The following is a 23338-nucleotide window of genomic DNA, read 5'->3' on the forward strand; positions in this document are numbered from 1 at the left end:
GTTGGATGCATACTCTTAGTAATTATGCTGTAACTGAGGTTCTAAGTCTTGTCACTGTTGTTATAATTGCATCATCAGCTATCACCGCGGTGCTTTTATGGGCTATACCAGAGTTGGATGCTAAGAAGCAGTCTGTTCGTATTGATAGTGCTTTGACACAGTTTAAGACCATAAGAGATGTTATAGAGGATGTTACCAGCGGTGGTGCTGGTGCAAGTAATTTCGTTGATTTTGTAACAGATGCTGGTGATGTTTCCTTGGATTCTAAAGGCGATAGGTTTATTTTTTACTATTCGCTTGTTGAAGGTTTTGATTTCAATGTATCTAATCTTGGTGATAGTTACGATAGAAAATTTGGTTTTAAAATAGAAAGCGCTGCTGGACCTGGATCCGCTGTGGATTCTTTTTTAACAATATATTATCTATATAGTGGCGAATCGGAAACCGTACCAATTACTAATCAAGTTGAAATCTCTAAGAATTTAGCAGATGCCGTTAAAATAGATGTTACCTATTCTGGTAAAATTTCTGGTCGTATCTGGCTTTTTGACTCAGGATACTTATCATACGAAGTAGCATCCAGCTCCGGGGTTTTTAGGCTTTTTGCTGAGAACGGAGCAACTATCTCAGTATACCCCTCTGGTTATCTATACCATAAACCTGGTTTTTACAACAAAGATAACTCAGTTGTTATGAAAATGATACAGATAAAACCAGGTGATATAAGAGGTGGAAGCGGGAAAGGCGTATACAAATTCCTAATCAGATCAAATGCTAGCTACGTAAGAGAGGTTAAAGCAGATATACATGGATGTTTTAAAATGCAGATATATGGGGGTAACAGTGAGGCTTGGGTAAGGTTTTACACGATGGAACATGGTTTCAAAAAATTTGGTTCAACCCAAGGAGGTTCTCTCTCTCAAGATACATTGTATCTGGAGGCGGGTAAAACCTTTTCGCTTGTTCAATCAGTTTGTGATGCTAGGTTGGTGGAAATAAAATGAGGAGTATAACCTACGATAGAAAGGGTGTTTCAAATATTCTTGGTTACGTTTTTTCATTTGGCGTAGCATCTATGTTGATGATTAGCGCTGTTCTTATAACCACAGGTATACTTGATAACAGAACCGCTGCTGTTGCAGGTATGCAGGCTCAGAGTGTTGCCAACAAGATAGCAGACGCGGTTGTAGAGGCAATCGCGGTACTACAGTCTCCATCTAACATGGGTTATAAAAAAACCTTGGATATACCTATGGATATAGCTGGGCGTAGCTACTATGTTGATGTCACAGATAAACTGATATACGTAAACACCACAGATGGGCTGGTGAGCAGAAGCTGCCCAACCTACACAGCTGAGGACCTAAAAATCGGTGTTGGTGGTGGTAGAACATATTGTGGTGGCGTAGGCAAGATCAATGTTTCTGTTGATAAATCTGATACACTCTATAAACTGGATTTCGGATCAGGAAACACAACCAGGCATTCACCTGTTGCATCAGGATATTATTTTGTGAGTAACACATCTGCAATAAAGCCTGAGTTAAGGGACCCACCTTGGTGGAATACTAGTTATACAAACAGGGTTCCAATATTGATAAACAACACCTCACCATATGATCTGGTAAATGTACCAGTTAAGGTAGTTCTCAACACATCAAATTTTGATTACAGCAAGGCAAATGTGGTTTTTGAAGAATCTTCTTCAAATTTTACATCTAATCTTGTTTTTAATGACCCCTCAGATAATGCTGTGACTAAGATCGAAATCCTTACAAAGGAATGGAACCCTGGTTGGTTTTATACTTACTACTATCCTACTGAAAACACTGTTACTGTTAGAATCAAAGAGATTGCTGGAGGATATGATATATCCTACATAAGAGGAGAAACCATTAAGTTAAACGGAAATGTAAAAAGAAAATCATGGGATGCATCTACAGGTATTGCTAAATTTGATGGCAAAGAAGCTCTGGAGTCGCTTGAAAACGGGGAACATTTCCTAAAAAAATCTAGGTACACTGTTACTGTTTCTGGTTTACTTAAAAACGGGGTTGAATTCTACGGCTTAGGAGATATATCTATAAATGCTGTGTACGTTCGCCCCGGGGATAGCATAAAAAATGCTATTCAGAGATCATCCCCAGGGGGCACGGTTTTTGTATACAAAGGAACATATGTTGAAGAGGGTTTAAGTATAAATAAACCGTTGAATCTTATTGGCGAAAGCAGGGATGAAACTATTTTTAATGTAAATAAAAGTTATAAAACTGCCATCAATATAGATAGCACATCTTATGTAAATATCGACTCCTTCTGGGTATACCCAAAGCTACAATCTAATGAACCTGGGAGTGGACCTGGGATTGGTATAGATGTCAGTAAGTGTGAACATGTTAATATCACAAACTGTAGGATAAACAAAACTGCAAAAGGCATAAGAATAGGTGATTTATCATCTGATGTTTCTATATCAAATTGTTTAACATATGACATAACGCCCTCCGACGACGTGCGTGGGAATGGAATAGCTGTTGCGAACAGCAAATACGTTCGTATCACAAACTGCACAACATATCATCTTAATACAACCCTTGGCGACGGTTTTGATATTCGCTCATCTGAGTACGTCGATGTAATAAGATGCATATCTCATAGCCATTATGGAAAGAGGGCAAATGGGGTAAAGTTAATAGCTAGTAATCATTGTAACGTAATAGACAGCAGGTTCTATAATCTCACTGGTAACGCAACAGCTGGTGTAGAGATCTGCGCAGATGTTAATGGAAACCCAAGCAAATATAATGTGGTAAAAGGCTGTGTTATATATGGGAACAACGCATCTGGTGCTCCAAATGATGTAGGACGCGGGGTTTATATCGCGGATGCGGGCACTGATTATAACATTATTGAGAATTGTACTATTTACAAAAACAGCATAGGCATACAATTTACAACTATTATTGCTTATGAGTTTGAAAAACTCAGCCTCATATTGGAAGGGCTCCTTGATTTTTTTAAGGAGGGACCAAAATCTCATAACAGTATACTAAACTGTAGTATATACGAAAATCTAAACCATGGCATAGCTTTTTTCCATATGCTAGGTAATAATATCAGCAACTGCAACATTTATAACAATGGCATAAACCCAAACATGGGTACATCGTTTGATGACCCATGTGGCATTCTTCTCGTAGCTTCTGGAAAAAACAACATAACAAATTGTAACATCTATAAAAACGGTCTAAGTGATAAATCGGGTGGCTGTGGTCTTATTTTAATATTTGCTGGATGGAACCATATAGAATATTGTAACATATATGGCAACATTAAAAGTAGCAGCCATCTCAAGTCTGGGGATGGTATTAAACTTATGTCATCTTATGGTACTTTTTCTCTGACAGGATGCGGATTTAACGAAATAAAATATTGTAATGTCTTTGATAACGGCAGAGATGGCCTCGAGTTATACAAAGGCAACACTTTAAACAAAATTTCCAATTGCAATTTCTATTGCAATGGTGAAAAAGGAGTCTACATTAGTGGTATTAATCCTTCTAATCAGATAGAGTATAGCAATTTCGAAAAAAACGGTGAAAATGCCAATGATAGTATATTAGGAGGAATAAATTCTTGGAATGGAAATTTTTGGGATGACTTTGAATCTAATTGTGGACACGATGATGGTTATTATTGTATCCCACCTGGTATTTGTGGGGAGGAGAAATGTCTTGGTCATGGAGATGATAACCCGCGATCTACTCGTAACCCAAATCCTGCTTTTTTCCAAGTTGACTACAGTTACTCTGCTGAGGATTTCTACCACACGCGATCAATAAAAAATGCACTACAAAACATGGATACCATGGAAGTTGGAGGGACTGTAAAGGTTTATGCTGGTACTTATAACGGCATCGTAACAATAAAACAAGCAAATGTTAAGCTAATAGGCGAAGGAAACGTTATTGTCAGTGGTAATGATCCACCACTGAAATCAACAGCTATCACTGTGAAAAATTATAGTGTCAGCATAGAAGGATTAACAATAAAAGATAGCCTAAGAGGAATATGGTATAAAAATAACCTTTCTTCAGGAGGTTTACCTTTAAAAATCAAAAATTGCAAAATAGAAAACAATACCCAAGAAGGCATTTATCTAGGGGGAAACAGCAACAACTACTGCATTATAAATAGCTGTAACATATCCAACAATAAATATGGCATATATGGTGGTACAAATGGTAACAAAATCATAGACTGCACCATCAAAAATAACAATGATGCTGGTGTTAAAATCAAAAACCGTAATTCAAATAACTTCACAAACTGCACTTTATCTAATAACAAAATCGGTTTCATCATAGAATCTGGTTCTGATAACATCATCATCAACTCCAGGATACTTAATCATGAAAACGAGGGTATCAAAATCTCAGGCTCCTCTAATAACAATATTTTGAATTGTAATGTAAATGGTAATAATGAAGGTATTAGTATCACAGGTTCTTCCACTAACAACAAGATTTCAAACTGTACTATAAATTACAACGCTAAGGGCATCTATATTGATTCCTTAGGAAATGCTAGCTATAACGAGATCAGTTACTCTAATATATCTGGTAGTACAAATGGTGTAGAGATAAAAGATTCTTTTGACAATACTATCACGTACTGTAATATTTATAACAATAGCAACGGCGTCTATATACATGACAACACTCCGCTATCATGTAATTATATTCTTTGCGAGAATATTATCACAAACTGCAGCATATATAATAACAATAATTACGGTGTTTTGACTAATACATCATCATATTACAACAAAATATATCACAACATTTTTAAAAACAAAAAAAACGCTAACGCTAAGGAAAAAAAATATCCGAACATATGGGATAATGGTTACCCAAGTGGTGGAAACCTATGGTCTGACTATGATGACGAATCAGATAATGCCTTTGACTACTTCAGCGGAGAAAGCTATCCCCCTGGAGGTCAAGAGGACCCTGGCAGCGACGGCATAGCAGACAAACCATACAACAAAAACGGTGTGAAAGACAAATATCCATTCTGTAGAAAAAACCCTAGGATACCCTACTACATAGATTACTGGAACCCACATGGTGAATCTGTGATCCTAGTAAACATAAGCATAGGAGCACACTCAGCTAAATGCATAAATCTATACTATGGGTATGATGGAGCATTAGAAAAAATCCATAATCATACCATGAATGAGATATCACTGTTTTTTGATGACTTCCTCGGAACTAGTATTGATACAAACAAGTGGCTACGGCTACAAGCTTCAGAACCAATTACGCCGAAATATAAAGTCCAAGACGGGTGTATCAATTTTTCAGATGAAGGAAACATCACAACAAAAGATTTTGCCATACCAGATATTGGGGATCCACCAAAAAATACACTGTCTCTAACCACAAACGAGTCAATGTACATCGTTGAAGCAAAAATGAAAATAAACAGAGGGCAGGGTAATATGATTTTACTGAAAATAGGCACTAATAGATCCTACTATTTAGTTTCAGCTAATGCAACACCATCACATACCCTCTCTCTTCATAAAAATTGTTTACCTCCACATAAAACATTTTATGAATTAGATAATGCCCCCTCATCAAACCTAAGCCACTGGATAAGAATGAAAGCCTACATACACCTAAGCAAAACCTACTACCCAGACCCATATAATCCAAGCAAGTACTTACAAACAAATGCTACATTTATAAAAACCTATGTCTATGATTACAATACATTTGCTGATCTAGCCAGCGTCTCAGCTTTAGATACATGGAGCTACCCAGGAAGTTGGTCTGAGCCACCATACGAAGCAGCACAAGGCAAACCATATCCATACCCAGGACACAATGGTAAAATTGGTTTAGGATCCGGAATACTATCCTCAGAAGTTAGCAACGTCTTAATCGACTGGATAAGGGTAATGAAAACCCCGGTTGTTCAACCAACAGTCACAGTTGGAAGCATGGAATCCATAAACTACGGATGGGACACATCAGGTGTAAAAACCTGGAACACAAACAACCCAAACCCATTTGAGCTAACAAACCCAGTGCTCTGTGATTTCAACTATGGTATTAGTAGCCCCACTGGGCCGAGCTTAAGTATAAACTTTGTAATAAAAAATTTACCCGCTGGTAAATATACTATCACAGTTACAAAAGGTAACTACACAAACACAACCGACCAAATAACAGTTACAGTTACAGAAACCGGCAGCGAATCCAAAGAAATGAATATCCCAGATACAGACTACGGTAAATTCGAAACAAAATGGGTTACAATAAACAAAGAAAAAGATAACAGTGATATAAACATTGTTTTTTCCGGTAAAAAATGGCTTGTAAACTCAATTATCATAGACCGAGGAGCAAAAGGCGTTAAAGTAGGATGGGAATAAAAAAAAATGGATGAAAAAGCCCAGATGATGGTAATAGAATCAATAGTTTTCACAATCACCATACTCGTCGCCCTAATCTTCTTCTACCAACTATCACCAACCACAACAGTCAGTAACATATACACAAACGACCTAAAAATCAAAGGCGACGACGCCCTTAGAACACTATACAACGACCAAGTTACAGTAGATTTACCAAAAAATTTCCCAAAAAACAAACTCATATTCTACCTGATAAAAGACAGCTACGAAAGCATGGTTCTACACCTACAAAGCAAACTCCCATCAAACACCATATTCAACATATACATAAGCAACGGAACAAACAAGACATTTTGGTGCTCATCCGCCATAAATAACGCAACACCTTTACCAGTTACAGAACCAGTCACAATATCACACTACATAATATCAATACATCCACAGTTTTTCAACCAATCAAAATTTCCAAGTATAATCAGCAATGATGGTTGTGAAATAGCAAAAGCATTCAACGTATATAAAATGGATGAGTATGGAAAAATTGACATAACAAAAATAAGAGAAGACTACAAAGACTCCACATATGATGTGATACTAGAAATGTTCTACACATAAAGAAAAAAACAAAAAAAAAACATAATGAGGATGTTATGAAAAACAAAAAACATAACAAAAAAAACAGAAAACTATGCGATCAAAAAAACGGGCAGATGATAATAATAATGGGGGTAGTACTAGCACTCATAATCTTCGTAATAGCCTCACTATCAGCCGACATAATAAACCTCAACGTGATAATATCAAATGAAAGAGCCACATCAATAGTATCCGAGTTCAACTACATAAAAGAAGCTTTTGGAACATCCCTAAACTACAATCTAATAAACAATGTTACCAGACAAACCGAAGAAAAAGAAAGCTTTTTGATATTCCAAGGAGACATTCATGGTATCACAGAAGCATTCAATCAAACCAGAGACACGTTCTACACCATAGAGCTAAACTACAGCAGAGTCTTCGATGCAAATCTAAACAAATACTGGTATTCACATAAAAGCGATGAAAACCACATATACCATGTTAGCGTAACCCTATCACTCTACGACGGAAAAACCTACATAGCTGAAAACGTTGTGTACTCCATACTATGCGAACCATCATAGAACAAAATCATAAAAAGAGAGGAATAATGCCAAAATGACATAATCTCATAAAAAATTTAAATAACAAAAATTGAAAAGTATAATATTAATAGTATGTGGAGAAAAAGCTCATGAAAAGATACAGAAAACATCTTATCAACGATGAAAAAGGTGTTTCTCAGGTTTTAGAATCATTGATAGCAATTGGTATATCTGTCTTGCTTCTGCTCATATTTTTTATAACCGCGAACAACATATTTGTCGCCCATGATAAACCTAGTATTGACATGGAAGCAAAATGTATAGCTATCATGGAAACTCTACTCAGCTCACCAGGTCAAGGCAATGAATACGAATCAAACTGGGAGAACAACCCTGAAAAACTTAGCAGCCTTGGTTTAGCTACATCCCCAACAATAGCATATGGTAGCTTTCATATGAACGACAAGGGTCAGATAACAGAGTTGTACAAAAAACCTTTTTATGATAGTAGCATAGGCATAGCTAAAACATGTTTTTTAGCTGGGACAAAAATAGTGATGGCAGATGAGTCCTACAAAAACATTGAGGATATTATTGTTGGAGACATGGTTTTATCATATGATTTAGAAACAGGTGAAATCACAGATGGAAAAGTTACCCATGTCTTGCATCACAAGCCAGGGGAGATGGGTGATTATTATCTTGTAATAAATGGTTTCCTCAAAGTGACACCTAACCATCAAATATACTCCAATGGTAGATGGGTTTATGCTAGTGAACTAAAAACCGGTGATCCATTGTTTTACCCATCCAGGGACTACAAAGTTGAATCTATAGAAAAAGTCTATGAAAAAATGCCTACCTATGATTTTGAGGTTGATGTTAGTCACTGTTATTTTGTAGCTATGGATACAACTGATGTTTTGGTTCATAATCCACCACTATACAACGTCCCACCGATCGCTAAGTTCACATGGTTTGACATCGACGGCCTTAACAGTGAGACAACCATATTTTTTGATGCATCTGAGTCTTATGATCCAGATGGAAGAATAGTAGAATATAAATGGGATTTCGGAGACGATGAATCTACAACTAGTGATAAGCCAACAGCCTCTCACACCTTTTATGATAGCAGCATGTATATGGTTAGCCTAACAGTCACCGATAACGAAAGCGCAAATAATACCTATACTTGTGCTGTTCAAGCAAACACCCTTAGCCTCCCAGACATTGAACAAGCACCATGGGTACTAACCGGGAAAAACATATATTCCTATAACAACGACCAAACACTCTCACCATGTGACGAAAACTACTATGTTGAATACAAAAACCTAGGCAACAACAATTATTCATTTGAGATAAAAGAAAAAAACAGTCTATATACAATCATAGATTACGATAAAATCACTAATCTCTCGAAAATAGGATATTGGGGTGCGAAATTAATTTTAGGGTTAAACGAAATCAGTAACGTATTGTATAGCTTTAACATAACCATTATTAGCTACAGTGGTGGAACAACCTATTACTATGGACCAACATGGGAAAACGCTAACGCTATGGTTTCAAACAGTAGAGACGTTTTAATATACCATAAACCCGAGGTGAACAAAAGCGACATAACCGATATCACCCCACCATATTATGAGAACGGAAAGATCATCCTACGTTTCTTCATAGGTGGACCACCACCAAACAGACCACCAAACACACCTAGTAACCCAAGCCCAGTTAACGGAACAACTAAGGTTCTAATAACCGCTGATCTCAGCTGGGGTTGTAGTGATCCTGATGATGACCTATTGACTTATGATGTTTACTTTGGTAACACACCTAACCCACCGAGGGTATCTCGAGGTCAACCCAGTACCATTTATGATCCAGGATTATTGAATGAAAACGAATGGTACTATTGGATGATAGTAGCCAGGGATCAATATGGTGCATCAACAGCTGGTCCAGTTTGGAGTTTCAAAACTACGTATGTCAGTGGTATACATCCACCACCATACACACCAAGTAATCCTAACCCAGCAAAGGGATCAACAGGTGTATATATAGATGACGATTTGTCCTGGGATGGTGGAGACCCAGAGTCTGGTGATGAAGTGAAATATGATATATATTTCGGTACAAATCCTTCGCCACCACATATTGGTACCGCACGCTGGCCAGGGAGCCAAAGACGAATAACCTACCCTCTTGGAACAATGGAATACAACACTACCTATTATTGGAAGATTGTAGCTACAGATAACTATGACAATACAGAAGAAGGCCCGATTTGGAGGTTCACAACAAGAAAAAATGATCCATTTATGCCAAATAACCCCAGTCCAGCAGACGATTCTAATGTAAATCCCCTTAAAACGACACAACTGAGTTGGTATGGAGGAGACCCAGACGGCCCAGATGACACAGTAACTTATGATATATACCTTTGGAACAGCATAAATCCACCACCACCTGAACCTATTGGTTTTATCAAAATCTCAGGAGGCTGGTATGACCCTATAACCTATGACCTTCCTGAACCATTGGGGTATAACAAAACCTATTACTGGAAGATTATAGCTACAGATACCCATAGTAATTCTGCAGAAAGTCCGATTTGGAATTTTACCACTTATGATCCATGTATGCCCAGAAACCCGTTTCCCGTCAACGAATCAATCAATATAGATGTTGAAGTGCAACTGGAGTGGGACGGCGGAGACCCAGACGGCCCAGATGACACAGTAACTTATGATATATACCTTTGGAACAGCATAAATCCACCACCACCTGAACCTATTGGTTTTATCAAAATCTCAGGAGGCTGGTATGACCCTATAACCTATGACCTTCCTGAACCATTGGGGTATAACAAAACCTATTACTGGAAGATTATAGCTACAGATACCCATAGTAATTCTGCAGAAAGTCCGATTTGGAATTTTACCACTTATGATCCATGTATGCCCAGAAACCCGTTTCCCGTCAACGAATCAATCAATATAGATGTTAAAGTGCAACTGGAGTGGGATGGCGGAGACCCAGATGGCCCAGAGGATACTGTAACTTATGATATATACCTTTGGAACAGCATAAATCCACCACCATCTAAACCTATTGGTTCCATACTCGAAGTCCCAGGAGACGAGATACGGCAAGTATATAGGCCCGGATCACTGATGCAAGGAACCATCTATTATTGGTATATCAAAGCTACAGATAGTCATGGTTTACAAACAGTTGGGCCGATATGGAAGTTTACCACCACTCCCTCTGACTCTGGAGGGAAAGGTATAGGGTAGTTATAGTTGGGGATTAGAAAACAGTTCACAAAAAGATGAACAAATAATTTAGAGATAAAACCTATATAAAGCCTATTTTTTATTCAACATTATATTGGTTTTACCATGCCAAGAAGAATTATAAAGGATAAGAAAACACAAAAAACAATAGCTAGGAGCAGAATCAACCATTTATTCATACTTGCAGAGAAATATGCACTATCAGGCAGATTAAACCTAGCAAACAGATACGTAGACCTAGCACGTAAAATATCAATGCGATATCTTGTACCAATACCAAAAGAATTCAAACGCTGTTTCTGCAAACATTGTTATCAATATATGCTACCAAATGTTACATGCAGGGTAAGGATCCATAGGGGTAAACTGATTACTTTTTGTAACCATTGTAAAAAATACACTAGACACCTGCTAAAAAACACCATAAAATAGTTTATCCACAACACCAAACCACACATATAGGTATTGGTTTTTTTCCAACTATGTTCAAAAACCAGTACCCATATCAGATACAAACCCCTCTCGCAGTTCTGTTCAAAAATCGAGACCTGTTTTTCTCCTTGTATTTAAAAGCTTGTTCAAAATCCGTGACCCGGTTTTTGTTCAAAACTTGGTACCTATACCCCCAGTTTTTTTTTGTTCAAAACTTGGTACCTATGCGCCTAGTTTTTTTTGTTCAAAACCCATAATCTACTCTCGCCCAAAATCCATGACCACATTCTAGGGTCTGTCTAATGAGTTGTTCTAATACTTAGATGGTAGATGGTTTGAATGGAATCAACAAAAAAATGCTGATGCAGAGAAAATCTAGTAAAAGGAGGTTACCCATCTAATTGAGAATAATGCTTAAATTATTTAGACAAAACTTGAAAATAATTATAAGACAAAACAGAATTAATAGAATTTATATACCCTATCATTTATTACCGTTACCCAAATTTCATCCTTACATATGGGAGTAGCAATTACTATGACAACAGTATATGATGTACCAGCTAAGGATTTAATAGATACTGTAGCAAAAAAACTACGTGAAGAAAAAACCATTGTTCCACCAGAGGGCTGCAGCTACTGGAGGACAGGTGTAGACAAAGAAAAACCACCAGAAAACAGAGACTGGTGGTACACGAGATGCGCTAGTGTACTACGTAAACTATACATAACAGATGCGATAGGTGTAGAGCGTCTCAGAGCAGAATATGGTGGCAATAGGGATCGTAGAACAAAACCAAATAGGGTGAGAAAAGCAAGCGGGGCCATTGTTAGGAGAGCGCTGCAGCAGCTTGAACAAGCAGGTTATGTGACAAAGGTTAGGGGCAAAGGCCGTGTGTTGACACCAAAAGGTAGATCCTTTCTGGATAAAACATCATATGAGGTGTTGCAAAACATACAGGAAAACTATCCTGGTTTAAAAAAATATTAATATAACTAGGTTTTATGGATGAAGATTTAGAGAACCTTAGGAAAAAAAGGTTGCAGGAGTTACAGCAGCAGATAGCGATGCAGGGTGCATTAGAGGAACAGGAGGCGCAAAGAGAAGAGCTTGAGCAACAGAAAAAGATTATAATGAGGGCTATACTAACACCACAGGCTAGAGAGAGACTTGGTAGAATCAAGGTTGCGCGCCCTGATGTTGCTGAGGCTATAGAAAACCAGTTGATAATATTGGCTCAAGAAGGTAGACTAAGAAACAAGATAGATGATGATCAGTTGGTGATGCTGCTTTCGAAAATAATGCCAAAGAAAAAAGATATAACTATAAAGAGAAGGTAGGATAACGTATGTCGTCACATAAATCATTTGGTAGAAAAAACCGTCTTAATAAGGCGGTGAAAAGTAACAGGCGTGTACCAGCTTGGATTATGATTAAAACCAACCGTAGGTTTACTCGTCATCCTAAGACGCGTAACTGGCGGAGAAATAAACTGAAGAGAGCGTAGTTGTTTATGGCAGAAGAAATAGAGAGAATATATGTTATACCTTTGAAGAAAAACAACTACAGGTCATCTGTGGCTGCACCATATGCTGTGAAAAAAGTTAAAAGTTTTTTGACTAGACATATGAAGGTTGAAAACGATAAGGTTTGGATTGATGATTCTTTGAACAATGCTTTGTGGTCAAGGGGTAAATTCCATATACCAACGAAGATACGTGTCAAAGCAGTTAAATTCGATGATGGTGTAGTGGAGGCTTATCTACCTGAGCTTGAGTTTAAGAAATCCAGGCGGGAAATATTGAAGGAAGAAAAAGCGAAAAAAGAACCTATACTGAAGAAAGAGAAACCAGAGGAAGAGAAACCTGCTGAGGGTGAGGAGAAGATTGAGATCGCTCCTACTGTTGGTGGAGATGTTAAGATAAAGAAAAAGAAGGTTCGTGAGAAAAAAGAGAAGCCTGTGAAAGAAGAAAAACCTGTGGTCAAAGAAAAAACCGTTGAGGAAAAAACAGTTGAGGAGAAACCTGAGGAGAAAAAAGTTGAACCTAAGAGTAAAAAGAAGAGTTCTTCTAAACCTAAGGCTAAGGCAGCTAAGACCACAAAGAAGGGTAAGGGTGCTAAGAAGAAAAGTGAATAACGCATGCTTCAGTTGTTGGATTTCAACGAGAACCCTAACTTGGGTGTTTTTTGTAGAGCAAATGATGATGTGATATTTTTACGTAAAGGTTTGTCAAAAAGGGTTAAAAAAATCATAGTTGAGACCCTGGGTGTAAAGATTGTTGAGCTTAGTATAGCTGATGCTAGCATAATTGGTTCCCTTCTTGTTTTCAACTCAAAGGGTGCTGTTGTAACTGATTTTGTTGACAGAGAGAGCATAAAGCTTATTGAGAAACAGGGTTTTGATGTTTGTGTTATAGATGATAAACTTAATGCTGTTGGGAATGATATACTTGTCAGCGACAAAGGCGCTCTGGTTCATCCTGAGATGAAGGATGAGAGCATAAAAAACATGGAGAAGGTTTTTGATGTACCTGTGTATAGAGGTAGTATTGGTTCTTTGAAGACTGTTGGTATGGCAGCTGTTGTGACAAAAAAGGGTATGCTTTGTCACCCTAAGGTTACTGATGAGGAAAAGTTTGTTTTAGAGAAGGTTTTTGATGTTAATGTTATGACTGGGACTGTTAACCATGGTACCCCGCTTATTGGTAGTGGTCTTGTAGCCAACTCCAGGGGTGCTATTATAGGTAGTCTAACCACTGGTATCGAAATGGGTAGGATAGAGGAAGCACTAGGTTTTCTGGGGTAAAAAAACCGATAAATTTTATATTATTTTATTATATTTACTAAAAGAAAAAATATATAAACTACTTATATATTATACGATTTGTAAAATAATAATTGAGTATGGTTGATGAATATGGAAAATAACAAAAACATCAGAATAACACCACAAGATGACAAGGTAATAAAAATATTCACAGAACTAGGTATGCCAAAAAACCTTGCTAAGATTTTAATGTACATCTCACAGGTTGATGAATGCCGTTCCGCTGACGTAGAACAAGGAACAAAACTTAGGCAACCAGAGGTAAGCGTTGTTATGCAGCAGCTAATGAAAAAAGGCTGGGTTAAAAAACGAGACCTCAGGAAAAAAGGAAAAGGCAGACCCATACATATCTACAAACTAACATACCCACTTGGATCAATAATAGAAAACTTTGAAAAAGAGAAAATGCTGGAGATAAAGAAAATAAAAAACGACATAGCAGAGTTAAAGAACATTGTAAAAAACATATAAACAATATAGAATACTACAAATACTAGATGTCTTGTATTCAAAAAAAAAAAACAAAAAATTTTTTTTATAAAAACCTTTTTTTTAGGTAAAAAAACTTTTTTTTCTAAATAGAAAGCAACGTTTATAAGTAATAATCTAGTTTGACCTCCACAAAACCATTAGGGTAACATGGAGAGTAGAATGGCTAATTACAACCAGAAAAAAATCGAGGAAAAATGGCAGAAGAAATGGCAGGAGATGAAGATACATCATTTCGACCCAGCTAGTGATAAACCTGTCTATAGTATAGATGTACCACCACGTTATGCATCAGGGCCGCTACACGCAGGTCATGCTGTACACTACACGCATATTGATTTCGCTGCGCGTTATAAACGTATGCGGGGGTACAATGTTTTCTTCCCACTCTGTTTTGATGTAAATGGTATACCTATCGAGGAGCGTGTTGAGAGGCAACTTAACATTACACGTAAAGACATTGATAGGCATGAGTTCACAAAACTGTGTTCAGAGTTTGCTGAAAAAAACATAAAAACCATGACAGACCAGTTCACAATACTTGGTGAGAGCATGGATCCTACAATTTATTATCAGACAAACGCTGAGTACTACAGGCGCCTAACACAAATCTCTTTCATCGAGTTGTACAAAAAAGGCTATATCTATAAGGGTGAGTTCCCAGTTAACTGGTGCCCTAGGTGTATGACAGCAATGGCTGATGCAGAAGTAACATACAACAACAGGACAACTAAACTGAACACAGTAAAGTTTTATTTCACAGAGAATCAACCAGAGCAGATACTGAAATACAGAAACATTGGCAGAGACAAAAAAGGAGTGTATGTCGAGATTGCTACAACAAGACCTGAGATGCTACCATCATGCCAGATCGTAGCTGTGCACCCAACAGATGAAAGAGCACCATGGCTTGTTGACAAAACACTAGAAGTACCCTTATTTGGTAAAAAAGTCAAGATCGTTGAGGATGATGCTGTCGACCCTGAGTTCGGCTCAGGTGTGGTAATGGTCTGCACAGTCGGTGACAAAGAAGACCTCAAATGGGTTTTCAAATACAAGCTACCACTTGAGATGAGCATAGACGAAGAAGGACGAATGACACAGATATGCGGTAAATACAAGGGTATGAAAATAGAGGAAGCAAGAAAAGCAGTTATAGAGGATCTAAAGAAAAAAGATATTCTAATCAAACAAGAGCCTCTTGAGCAGAACGTTGGTGTATGCTGGCGATGCAAAACACCAGTAGAGTTCATAAACGCTAAACAATGGTTTCTGAAAACCATACAATTCAAACAAACTGTGCTAGACGCAAGCAACAAAATGAGATGGTACCCAGAGTTCATGAAAATAAGATTAGAAGACTGGGTGAAATCCCTTGAGTGGGACTGGGTTATATCAAGACAGAGGTACTTTGCTACACCAATACCACTATGGGAATGCGAGAAATGTGAACACGTTGTTTTAGCTAGAATAGAGGACTGCTACATAGACCCAACAAAAGACAAACCACCTGTGGAAAAATGCCCGAAATGCGGCGGTAAACTAAAAGGATGCGAGGATGTTTTTGACACATGGATGGACTCATCCATATCACCATTATATAACACCTATTGGTATAGAGATGAAGAGAAATTCAAAAAACTATACCCTATGTCACTCCGCCCACAAGCACATGACATAATCAGGACATGGGCTTTCTACACGATACTGAGATGCACACTGTTAACAGACAAAGAACCATTTGAAAACATAATGATGGGAGGCTTCATACTATCAGAAGATGGTACACCAATGCATGCAAGCCTAGGAAACGTGATAGACCCCCTGGATGTGATAAAAGAATACGGCTCCGATGCCTTTAGATGCTACGCAGCAAGCTGCGCACTAGGAGAAGACAACCCATTTAGATACAAGGATGTGATAAGAGGAACAAGGCTACTACGTAAACTATGGAACGTAGAAAACTTCATATCAAACATAACAAAAAAAGGTAAACCAAAAAAAACAGAGCTCATAGACATCGACAGATGGATATTAACAAAATACAGTAAACTAGTAAAAAAATGTACAGAACAAATGGATGCTTTCAACTACTCACAGGCGATGAAAGAAACAGAGTACTTCCTATGGCATGAACTAGCTGACCACTACATAGAGATGGTTAAATCACCATTGTACAAAAAAGAAAACACAGAGAGCATAAAATACACACTATACACACTAGGTTTAGGGATCCTGAAACTTTTCGCACCATTCTTCCCACACATAACAGAAGAGATATACCAGCAGCATTACAAAAAAAATGAGGGATTCGAGAGCATACATATATCACCATGGCCTGAACCATTATTCATCGATGAGGAAAAAGAAAAAGCAGGAGAAACCATCAAAGACTATATATCAAAGATGAGGTCCTGGAAAAGCGAAAAAGGCATAGCACTAAACGCACCACTGGAAGCATACGCAACATACTCAGACAAATCATTTATAGAGAAACTAAAAACAAGTAGCCCAATAATAAAATCAACATTAAACCTACCAGATGAACACGAGTTCATAGCTGGGAAACCAGACACACAAGATAGGATAACAGCTGTGAAACCAGTTTACTCAAAGATAGGGCCATTGTTCAAAAAAGACAGCAAAAAGATAAATGAATGGATAACAACACACCAAAAAGAGTTAATCAAAAAAATAGAGGAAAAAGGTGACATAAAATGGTCAGATATACCTACATTAGAAAACAGTGTACCTGATGAGTATTTAATAAAAAATGGTTACTTGGAAGTTAAGAAAGAGGCTTTGCTAAAGGGTAAAAAAGATAGGGTTATATTAAAGTTGGATGATTTCTACATAGAAGTCTCAGGGAGGTACGTAAAATGAAGAAAGGGACACTGAAATCATGGCTTTTTAAAATCTTTGTGCTACTAATAGTATTTTTTATGATCGCAGCAGGATTTGTAGTAATCTTTTGGAAATAAAAACTTGATTTTCTCGATAGTTTTTTAAATAAGATTTTAATTCAACGGTTCGGAGGCTATATTTATGGAACAAAAAAATATATTGGCAAACCCGGCACCATTAGGTTTGATGGGTTTCGGGATGACGACTGTACTGTTGAACATACACAACGCAGTTCCCACAGAATATAAACTAACATCGATGATTCTTGCTATGGGAATATTTTATGGTGGACTAGCACAAATAATCGCTGGGATACTTGAATATAGGAGAGGCAACACATTTGGTGTAACAGCTTTTACATCCTATGGTTTGTTCTGGTTGAGTCTTGTCGGGATTTTAATCATCCCTGAGATAATCACTAGTGGAACCTACGCAGTAAGCACAACAAAACCATTCCTAGCTTGGTACTTCTTCATGTGGGGTTTCTTCACAATGATGATGTTCATCGGCGCATTAAAAAAGAACTGTTCACTATCATTTGTCTTCGGAAGCCTATTCATATTGTTCTACTTACTAGCATTGCGCGACTGGGGGTACATAACAGGTGATGCAGCAAACCTCATAGGCTACGAGGGAATAATCTGTGGTCTCAGCGCCATATACCTCGCAATGGCAGAAGTATTAAACGAGGTGTATGGAAAAACCATTCTACCAATCGGAAAACCCTTAATAAAATAAATTCATAGTTCAATCAACTGATATGAGGATGATCCTAAACCGATCTCCTCACCATACCTTATTTGTTTAAACGGGTCCACCTCAGTTTCCTTCTGAAAAACATCTTTTTTAACATCATTTATTAGATCAAGCGATGCCTTATCTATAGCAACAGGATCACTAGAAACAAGGAAACCGATATCAGGCACAACTATAGGTCCTGGGAAAGGATCACAGTCACAGCTACCAGCCATACGCCTAAGCTCATTTATGTAAATCACATTCTTATCAGCAACACAAGCATATGCTGCTAGAACAAGAAGATACTGCAAATCAATATCAACATGTTTAATAGCCTTGTTTTTACAGACATCAACACAGACACCACAACCAAAACAAGCCCTGTTACTGAAACTCCATTTATCCCTAGATACCTTTATAGCATCAAAAGGACACATCTCAGCGCACACACCACAAAAAGTACAAGCATCCTTATTATAAACAGGTCTGCTACCATGATGCATCCTCTTTTTCGTCTCCCTAGTTACACCACCCATACCAAAGTTTTTTATCGCACCACCAAGACCAGTCTGAATATGACCCTTCACATGAGAAACAGCAACAATATGTGTAGACTCAAACAGCTGTGTAGCAACATCAAAAACCCGGTTTTCAACAGTAACAGGAACACCGGTGTCACCAATAACAACATCGCAACCAATCTTATTCTTAGAAAAACCATGCATCCTAGCAAGCTTCTCATAACCAGTTTTTGTGCTACGCAAACCAGGGTAAGCAACAGTTGTATCAAACAAAAAAGGCTCAGCACCAAAACCTTTTATTTCATCAACAACCATTTTAACAAAATCAGCTGGTGGATAATTCTGGTTTTTCACCTCACCCATATGAAGCTTAACAGGAGTTTTTTTACCAGCAAAACCATCCATGTTAAAACTAGATAAAGCCTCATGCAGTTTATTTAAATCCTTGAAAAAAACAACCTTACTCATCCAACGATTTTCTCCCATTTCTTTAGTTTAAGAACGCTACCGAGTGACCCGCCACCTTTTATCTCCTCACGGATGCGGTTCTCCTGCTCCTTAACATCCAAAGCCCTGTTAGCTATTTCCTGTGCAATCTCCTGTGGCACAACAACAACACCAGAGTCGTCACCAATTATCCAGTCACCGGTTCTAACAATCTGGCCACCACATTTTATCTCAGCACCTATCTCACCGAAACCCTTTGGTTCACCAGCATTAGAAGAAACATGCCTAGAGAAAACAGGGAAATCCATCTTAACAATATCATCAAGGTCTCTTATCGCACCATCAACCACAACACCACTAAGACCCTTGATTTTAGCACTCCAAGTAGCGAGCTCGCCCCACACAGCAGTCCTACCACCATTAACATCAACAACTAAGACATCCCCCTTCTCAGCTTTATCGATGCCTTGTATTGGTTTAGCCCAATCACCATCAATCGTACATACAGTGAGCGCCTTTCCAACCATATGAAAACCTAGTTTAACAGGTCTTATACCATGCATAGCACCATGTTTATGCATAGCATCAGAGATGTTTGGTGTTGAAACCTTCATAAAAGCCTCTCTAAGCTCTGTCTTATCATATTTTTTATGAAGCTCAGTAGGAACAGGTTTTTTCTCAGAAACAGCTTTTTTTATCTGTTTAGCAGCCTTGGTTACATCCTTAGCCTTGGTTATAGCACCACCAACTATTATTATGCTAGCACCTGCTTTAACAACATCAGCAACAGTCTCACTGTTCAACCCACCAGCAACAGCAACAGGTAGACTAGTTGATTTAACAACAGAACGAAGCACATCAAACGGTTTTTTACCCATCATCTGCTCATCTATACCAACATGGATACAAAGATAATCAACACCAAATTTCTCCATCTGTTTAGCACGCCTAAGCTTATCTCTGACACCAATAAGGTCAACCATGATTTTTGTACCATATTTACGAGCAGACTTCAAAGCATCAATTATAGTGGCATCATCAGAGACACCAAGTATGCAAACAACATCAGCTCCTGCTTTTGCAGCCATCTCAGTCTCAAGAGCACCAGTATCCATGGTTTTCATATCAGCAACAACAATGTTCTTAGGGAAACTCTGTTTAAGCCTCCTTATAACATCCATGCCCTCGCTTTTTATCAGAGGTGTACCAGCCTCAAGCCAACAGTTTGGGTCACCTTTTACCGCATCCCGAGCTATAACTAGGGCTCTATGAGCATTCAGAAGATCAAGCGCCACTTGAATAGTTGCCTCCCGCATAGCAACCTGAATAAAACAACCTAGTTAAAAAACATTAGGGTGAAGATATAAAGAAAAGCTTAATTATCCCAACAGGCTAATACAAAGCTAGTTTATGATGAAAAACGAGAAAATCTCTAAGTTCCACAAAAGATCAAAAGAAGATTTAGAGGATTTCATAAAAAAACTAGAGCTGCAAGCACTAGAAACAGCAGAAGAAAGACTACCACTCTACATGGAAGTTGGACTAAAAGAGGCAAAAATTATCTTAGATGTAGGCTGCGGATCAGGGATAGTAACAAGAGATATAGCACGCCTAACCAAAGGCAAGGTAATAGCAGTAGACGGCTCAAAAGATATGCTAAAAGTAGCAAAAAATATTCTAAACAACCACAAAAACGTGGAACTATGCATGGGCAGCGCAGAAAATCTACCATTCTGCGATAACACATTTGATATTGTAACATGTAACCTACTATTAATGTGGGTTAACAAACCTCAAAATGTTGTCAATGAGATGACACGTGTAACCAAAAAAGGTGGAACAGTACTAGCAACCCTTGAGCCAGACTATGGTGGCAAACTACATTGGCCTGAGAACAAAAAGGTTGATCCTATATTTGCTGGAGAAGCTATAAAGAAAAAAGGTGGAGACCCACACATAGGCAGAAAACTCCGCTACCTTTTTGTGAAAGCAGGTTTAAAAACCAAGGTTGGAATAGGAAACACCCGTATATGGAGCTGCGAAGAAGACAAAGCATATTACCTACACTCCAGAGACTTCTACATAAAAACCCTGCGTGAAGCTAGTTTAACCGAAAAGGAGATAGATAAATGGGAATACGAATACCTAAAATCACTGGACGAGGGTGTGCAGCTAAACTTTTTCCCACAATTCTATGCCATAGGTAAGAAAACATAGAGTTTATAACCATATATATAGATTCTATTTTTGGAAACAAAAATATGACCGCTAAGATAATCTATGGTAAACCAATAGCAGAAGATATACGTAAAAAAATAAAAAAAGAAATCACAATTCTACAAAAAAAACATGGGGTTAAACCAAGTATTACCACAATCAAAATTGGGGAAGACCCATCATCAGAACTCTATCTAAAATTAAGAGACAAAGCCTGTGAAGAAGTAGGAATAAAATCAAGACATCTAGTTTTTCATAAAAACGCCCCTGAAAAAAAGGTTTTAGAATCAATAAAAAAATTAAATGATGACAACAGCATTCATGGTATCCTAATTCAATACCCTGTGCCAAAACATATATCCCCGGATAAACTTATGAAAACAGTTGATCCCAGTAAAGATGTTGAGGGTTTCAACCCAAAGAACATGGGTGGACTCTTGATTGGTGATGAACACATAGTATCATGCACACCCTTGGCTGTTTTAACTATACTAGAATACGAAAAAACCGTTCTTAAAAGCAAAAATGTAACCATCGTTAATCATAGCAACGTAGTCGGTAAACCATTGGCAGCTCTTTTCCTTAACAGGAATGCAACCGTCTCTGTTTGTCATGTTTACACAGATGATATAAAGAAGTATACAAACAAGGCGGACATCCTTGTGACAGCTACTGGTAAACCAAAACTTATAACAAAAGATCATGTGAAAAACAATAGTTTCGTGATAGATGTTGGCATCAACAAAACAAAAAACGGTTTATGCGGTGACGTAGATTTTGATTCCGTTAAAGAAAAAATAGGAAAAATCACACCTGTACCTGGTGGTGTAGGACCAGTTACAGTTGCTTGTTCATTGATAAACATGATTAAAACATTTAAAAACTGTGTTGAGGAAAAATAAGATATGAACAAATACAGTGTTTTATCTTTTATGTGTTTCATTGTTGGTATAGCATTTTTTGTAATAGGTTTTCTAACCGGCGAAATACAAGGAGGAATCCTTGTTGTATTCCCATTTATTGTTGGCTCTGGTTTATATGCGTTAGCAGGTTTTATCATGATTTCCATTGCGATATTATTGTTTATTTTTGGATTTACTAGAAATATACAAACAGAGGAAAACTACTATGATCTTGGTGAACCAGCTAAAAAATCATCTGTGAAAGGCGGTGGGGTTGTTCTCATTTGGCCAATACCAATTGTTTTTGGGTCAAACTGGAAAATAGCAATCCTACTCATGATTCTAAGTATTATACTTATAGTAACCATGTTCTTTTTCCTAAGATTCATATAAAAAAAATTTTGGCTCATGTCCGTAAGTTGTCGGATAGAATAATTTCAAACCATTGATCTTTTTCATTCAGCAGGAACGCAAGAAAATCAAGATACCCTTGGAGGTAGTTCTTTGATACTCCCCGGTATCTTCTGAGGTAACTCCTAATAAAAACCATTCCTGTTTTTCACAATTGTTTACATGAATGTCTCCATTTGCCCATTCATGATTTCCATTGGTTAACTATGTGATGTTCTTGTACTTCTGGAATCTTCTCAGCAATCCCTTCATAGATGGTGTATTCATCGGTATTCATAATCACATCCCCGTTGATCAAACTTTGAAGCTTTCCAATAAAATGTTGGAAGGTTTTTTTCATTACTTTGTATCTAACCCTCGGGGTGCTCCTCCCCCTTTTTACGATCGTAAGCACTGGTGGTTTATCTTTCCAGTCATGTGCCTCGTCCTCGTGTTCGTAATCCTCTTTTTCAGGCACCCGGGTGTTTTTTTATCCCTTTAGCACCTGCATGAACATAGGCTTCATCCAATTCAATAATTCCTTCAATGGTGATTTTATGAGCATGATATGACGCATGTTCATGAGCTCTATGAACAAAATCAAGAACTGAATCATA

At 37.7% G+C, this 23338-nt stretch carries 20 protein-coding genes; 17 read left to right on the plus strand and 3 right to left on the minus strand.

The genetic code is table 11. From position 1 onward, the window contains the following. Window positions 1–5 precede the first annotated feature (5 nt). The 14 genes from QHH19_00080 to QHH19_00145 all read left to right on the plus strand — a co-directional run bounded on the left by QHH19_00080 (window position 6) and on the right by QHH19_00145 (window position 18244). On the plus strand, window positions 6–1004 hold the full coding sequence (locus QHH19_00080) for a hypothetical protein (protein MDH7516745.1): 999 nt from the start codon (window positions 6–8) through the stop codon (window positions 1002–1004). Next, window positions 1001–6445: a DUF2341 domain-containing protein gene (locus QHH19_00085; GenBank protein ID MDH7516746.1), complete on the plus strand. Its 5445-nt coding sequence runs from the start codon at window positions 1001–1003 to the stop codon at window positions 6443–6445. Before QHH19_00080 ends, QHH19_00085 begins: the two co-directional genes overlap by 4 nt. Before the next feature lie 6 nt (window positions 6446–6451). Then, window positions 6452–7042: a hypothetical protein gene (locus QHH19_00090; GenBank protein ID MDH7516747.1), complete on the plus strand. Its 591-nt coding sequence runs from the start codon at window positions 6452–6454 to the stop codon at window positions 7040–7042. Between the two features lie 35 nt (window positions 7043–7077). After that, on the plus strand, window positions 7078–7590 hold the full coding sequence (locus QHH19_00095; protein ID MDH7516748.1) for a hypothetical protein: 513 nt from the start codon (window positions 7078–7080) through the stop codon (window positions 7588–7590). Between the two features lie 110 nt (window positions 7591–7700). Further along, window positions 7701–10853 (plus strand): PKD domain-containing protein, encoded by a 3153-nt coding sequence (locus tag QHH19_00100; protein MDH7516749.1) that lies wholly within the window; start codon window positions 7701–7703, stop codon window positions 10851–10853. A 105-nt stretch (window positions 10854–10958) separates the two neighbouring features. Continuing rightward, on the plus strand, window positions 10959–11285 hold the full coding sequence (locus QHH19_00105; protein MDH7516750.1) for a hypothetical protein: 327 nt from the start codon (window positions 10959–10961) through the stop codon (window positions 11283–11285). 538 nt (window positions 11286–11823) lie between these two features. Further along, window positions 11824–12276, plus strand: a complete 453-nt coding sequence (locus tag QHH19_00110; GenBank protein ID MDH7516751.1) for a 30S ribosomal protein S19e — start codon at window positions 11824–11826, stop codon at window positions 12274–12276. Window positions 12277–12290: 14 nt separating this feature from the next. Next, window positions 12291–12626: a DNA-binding protein gene (locus QHH19_00115; protein MDH7516752.1), complete on the plus strand. Its 336-nt coding sequence runs from the start codon at window positions 12291–12293 to the stop codon at window positions 12624–12626. A gap of 8 nt (window positions 12627–12634) precedes the next feature. Further along, complete coding sequence (locus tag QHH19_00120) at window positions 12635–12793, plus strand: 50S ribosomal protein L39e (protein ID MDH7516753.1); 159 nt, start codon at window positions 12635–12637, stop codon at window positions 12791–12793. 6 nt (window positions 12794–12799) lie between these two features. Further along, window positions 12800–13423 carry a 50S ribosomal protein L31e gene (locus QHH19_00125; GenBank protein MDH7516754.1) on the plus strand — a complete coding sequence of 208 codons (624 nt, stop codon included), beginning with the start codon at window positions 12800–12802 and terminating at the stop codon, window positions 13421–13423. A gap of 3 nt (window positions 13424–13426) precedes the next feature. Next, complete coding sequence (locus QHH19_00130) at window positions 13427–14092, plus strand: translation initiation factor IF-6 (protein ID MDH7516755.1); 666 nt, start codon at window positions 13427–13429, stop codon at window positions 14090–14092. 111 nt (window positions 14093–14203) lie between these two features. After that, complete coding sequence (locus tag QHH19_00135; GenBank protein MDH7516756.1) at window positions 14204–14584, plus strand: ArsR family transcriptional regulator; 381 nt, start codon at window positions 14204–14206, stop codon at window positions 14582–14584. 180 nt (window positions 14585–14764) lie between these two features. Beyond that, window positions 14765–17485, plus strand: coding sequence for a valine--tRNA ligase (locus QHH19_00140; GenBank protein MDH7516757.1), 2721 nt, complete (start codon window positions 14765–14767; stop codon window positions 17483–17485). Window positions 17486–17647: 162 nt separating this feature from the next. Beyond that, window positions 17648–18244 carry an acetate uptake transporter gene (locus QHH19_00145; GenBank protein ID MDH7516758.1) on the plus strand — a complete coding sequence of 199 codons (597 nt, stop codon included), beginning with the start codon at window positions 17648–17650 and terminating at the stop codon, window positions 18242–18244. Window positions 18245–18246: 2 nt separating this feature from the next. Here the strand turns inward: QHH19_00145 and QHH19_00150 are convergent, their stop codons facing one another. Both QHH19_00150 and QHH19_00155 read right to left on the minus strand, forming a co-directional pair. Then, a complete protein-coding gene (locus tag QHH19_00150) occupies window positions 18247–19233 on the minus strand; it encodes a DUF362 domain-containing protein (GenBank protein ID MDH7516759.1) in 987 nt (328 codons plus the stop codon). Beyond that, a complete protein-coding gene (locus tag QHH19_00155; protein ID MDH7516760.1) occupies window positions 19230–20528 on the minus strand; it encodes an orotidine 5'-phosphate decarboxylase in 1299 nt (432 codons plus the stop codon). Before QHH19_00155 ends, QHH19_00150 begins: the two co-directional genes overlap by 4 nt. Window positions 20529–20622: 94 nt before the next feature. On the opposite strand from QHH19_00155, the gene QHH19_00160 reads away from it, so the two are divergent. From QHH19_00160 to QHH19_00170, 3 genes are read left to right on the plus strand one after another with little or no spacing between them, the layout of a single operon-like run. Next, a complete protein-coding gene (locus QHH19_00160; GenBank protein ID MDH7516761.1) occupies window positions 20623–21429 on the plus strand; it encodes a methyltransferase domain-containing protein in 807 nt (268 codons plus the stop codon). 44 nt (window positions 21430–21473) lie between these two features. Beyond that, window positions 21474–22331 carry a tetrahydrofolate dehydrogenase/cyclohydrolase catalytic domain-containing protein gene (locus tag QHH19_00165; GenBank protein ID MDH7516762.1) on the plus strand — a complete coding sequence of 286 codons (858 nt, stop codon included), beginning with the start codon at window positions 21474–21476 and terminating at the stop codon, window positions 22329–22331. 3 nt (window positions 22332–22334) lie between these two features. Further along, entirely contained in the window at window positions 22335–22724 is a 390-nt protein-coding gene (locus QHH19_00170) for a DUF131 domain-containing protein (protein MDH7516763.1), read from the plus strand. Window positions 22725–22926: 202 nt separating this feature from the next. Here the strand turns inward: QHH19_00170 and QHH19_00175 are convergent, their stop codons facing one another. Next, entirely contained in the window at window positions 22927–23199 is a 273-nt protein-coding gene (locus tag QHH19_00175) for a hypothetical protein (GenBank protein MDH7516764.1), read from the minus strand. Window positions 23200–23338 lie beyond the last annotated feature (139 nt).

It is taken from the genome of Candidatus Thermoplasmatota archaeon (assembly GCA_029907305.1).
Classification (GTDB): Archaea; Thermoplasmatota; E2; order DHVEG-1; family DHVEG-1; genus JARYMC01.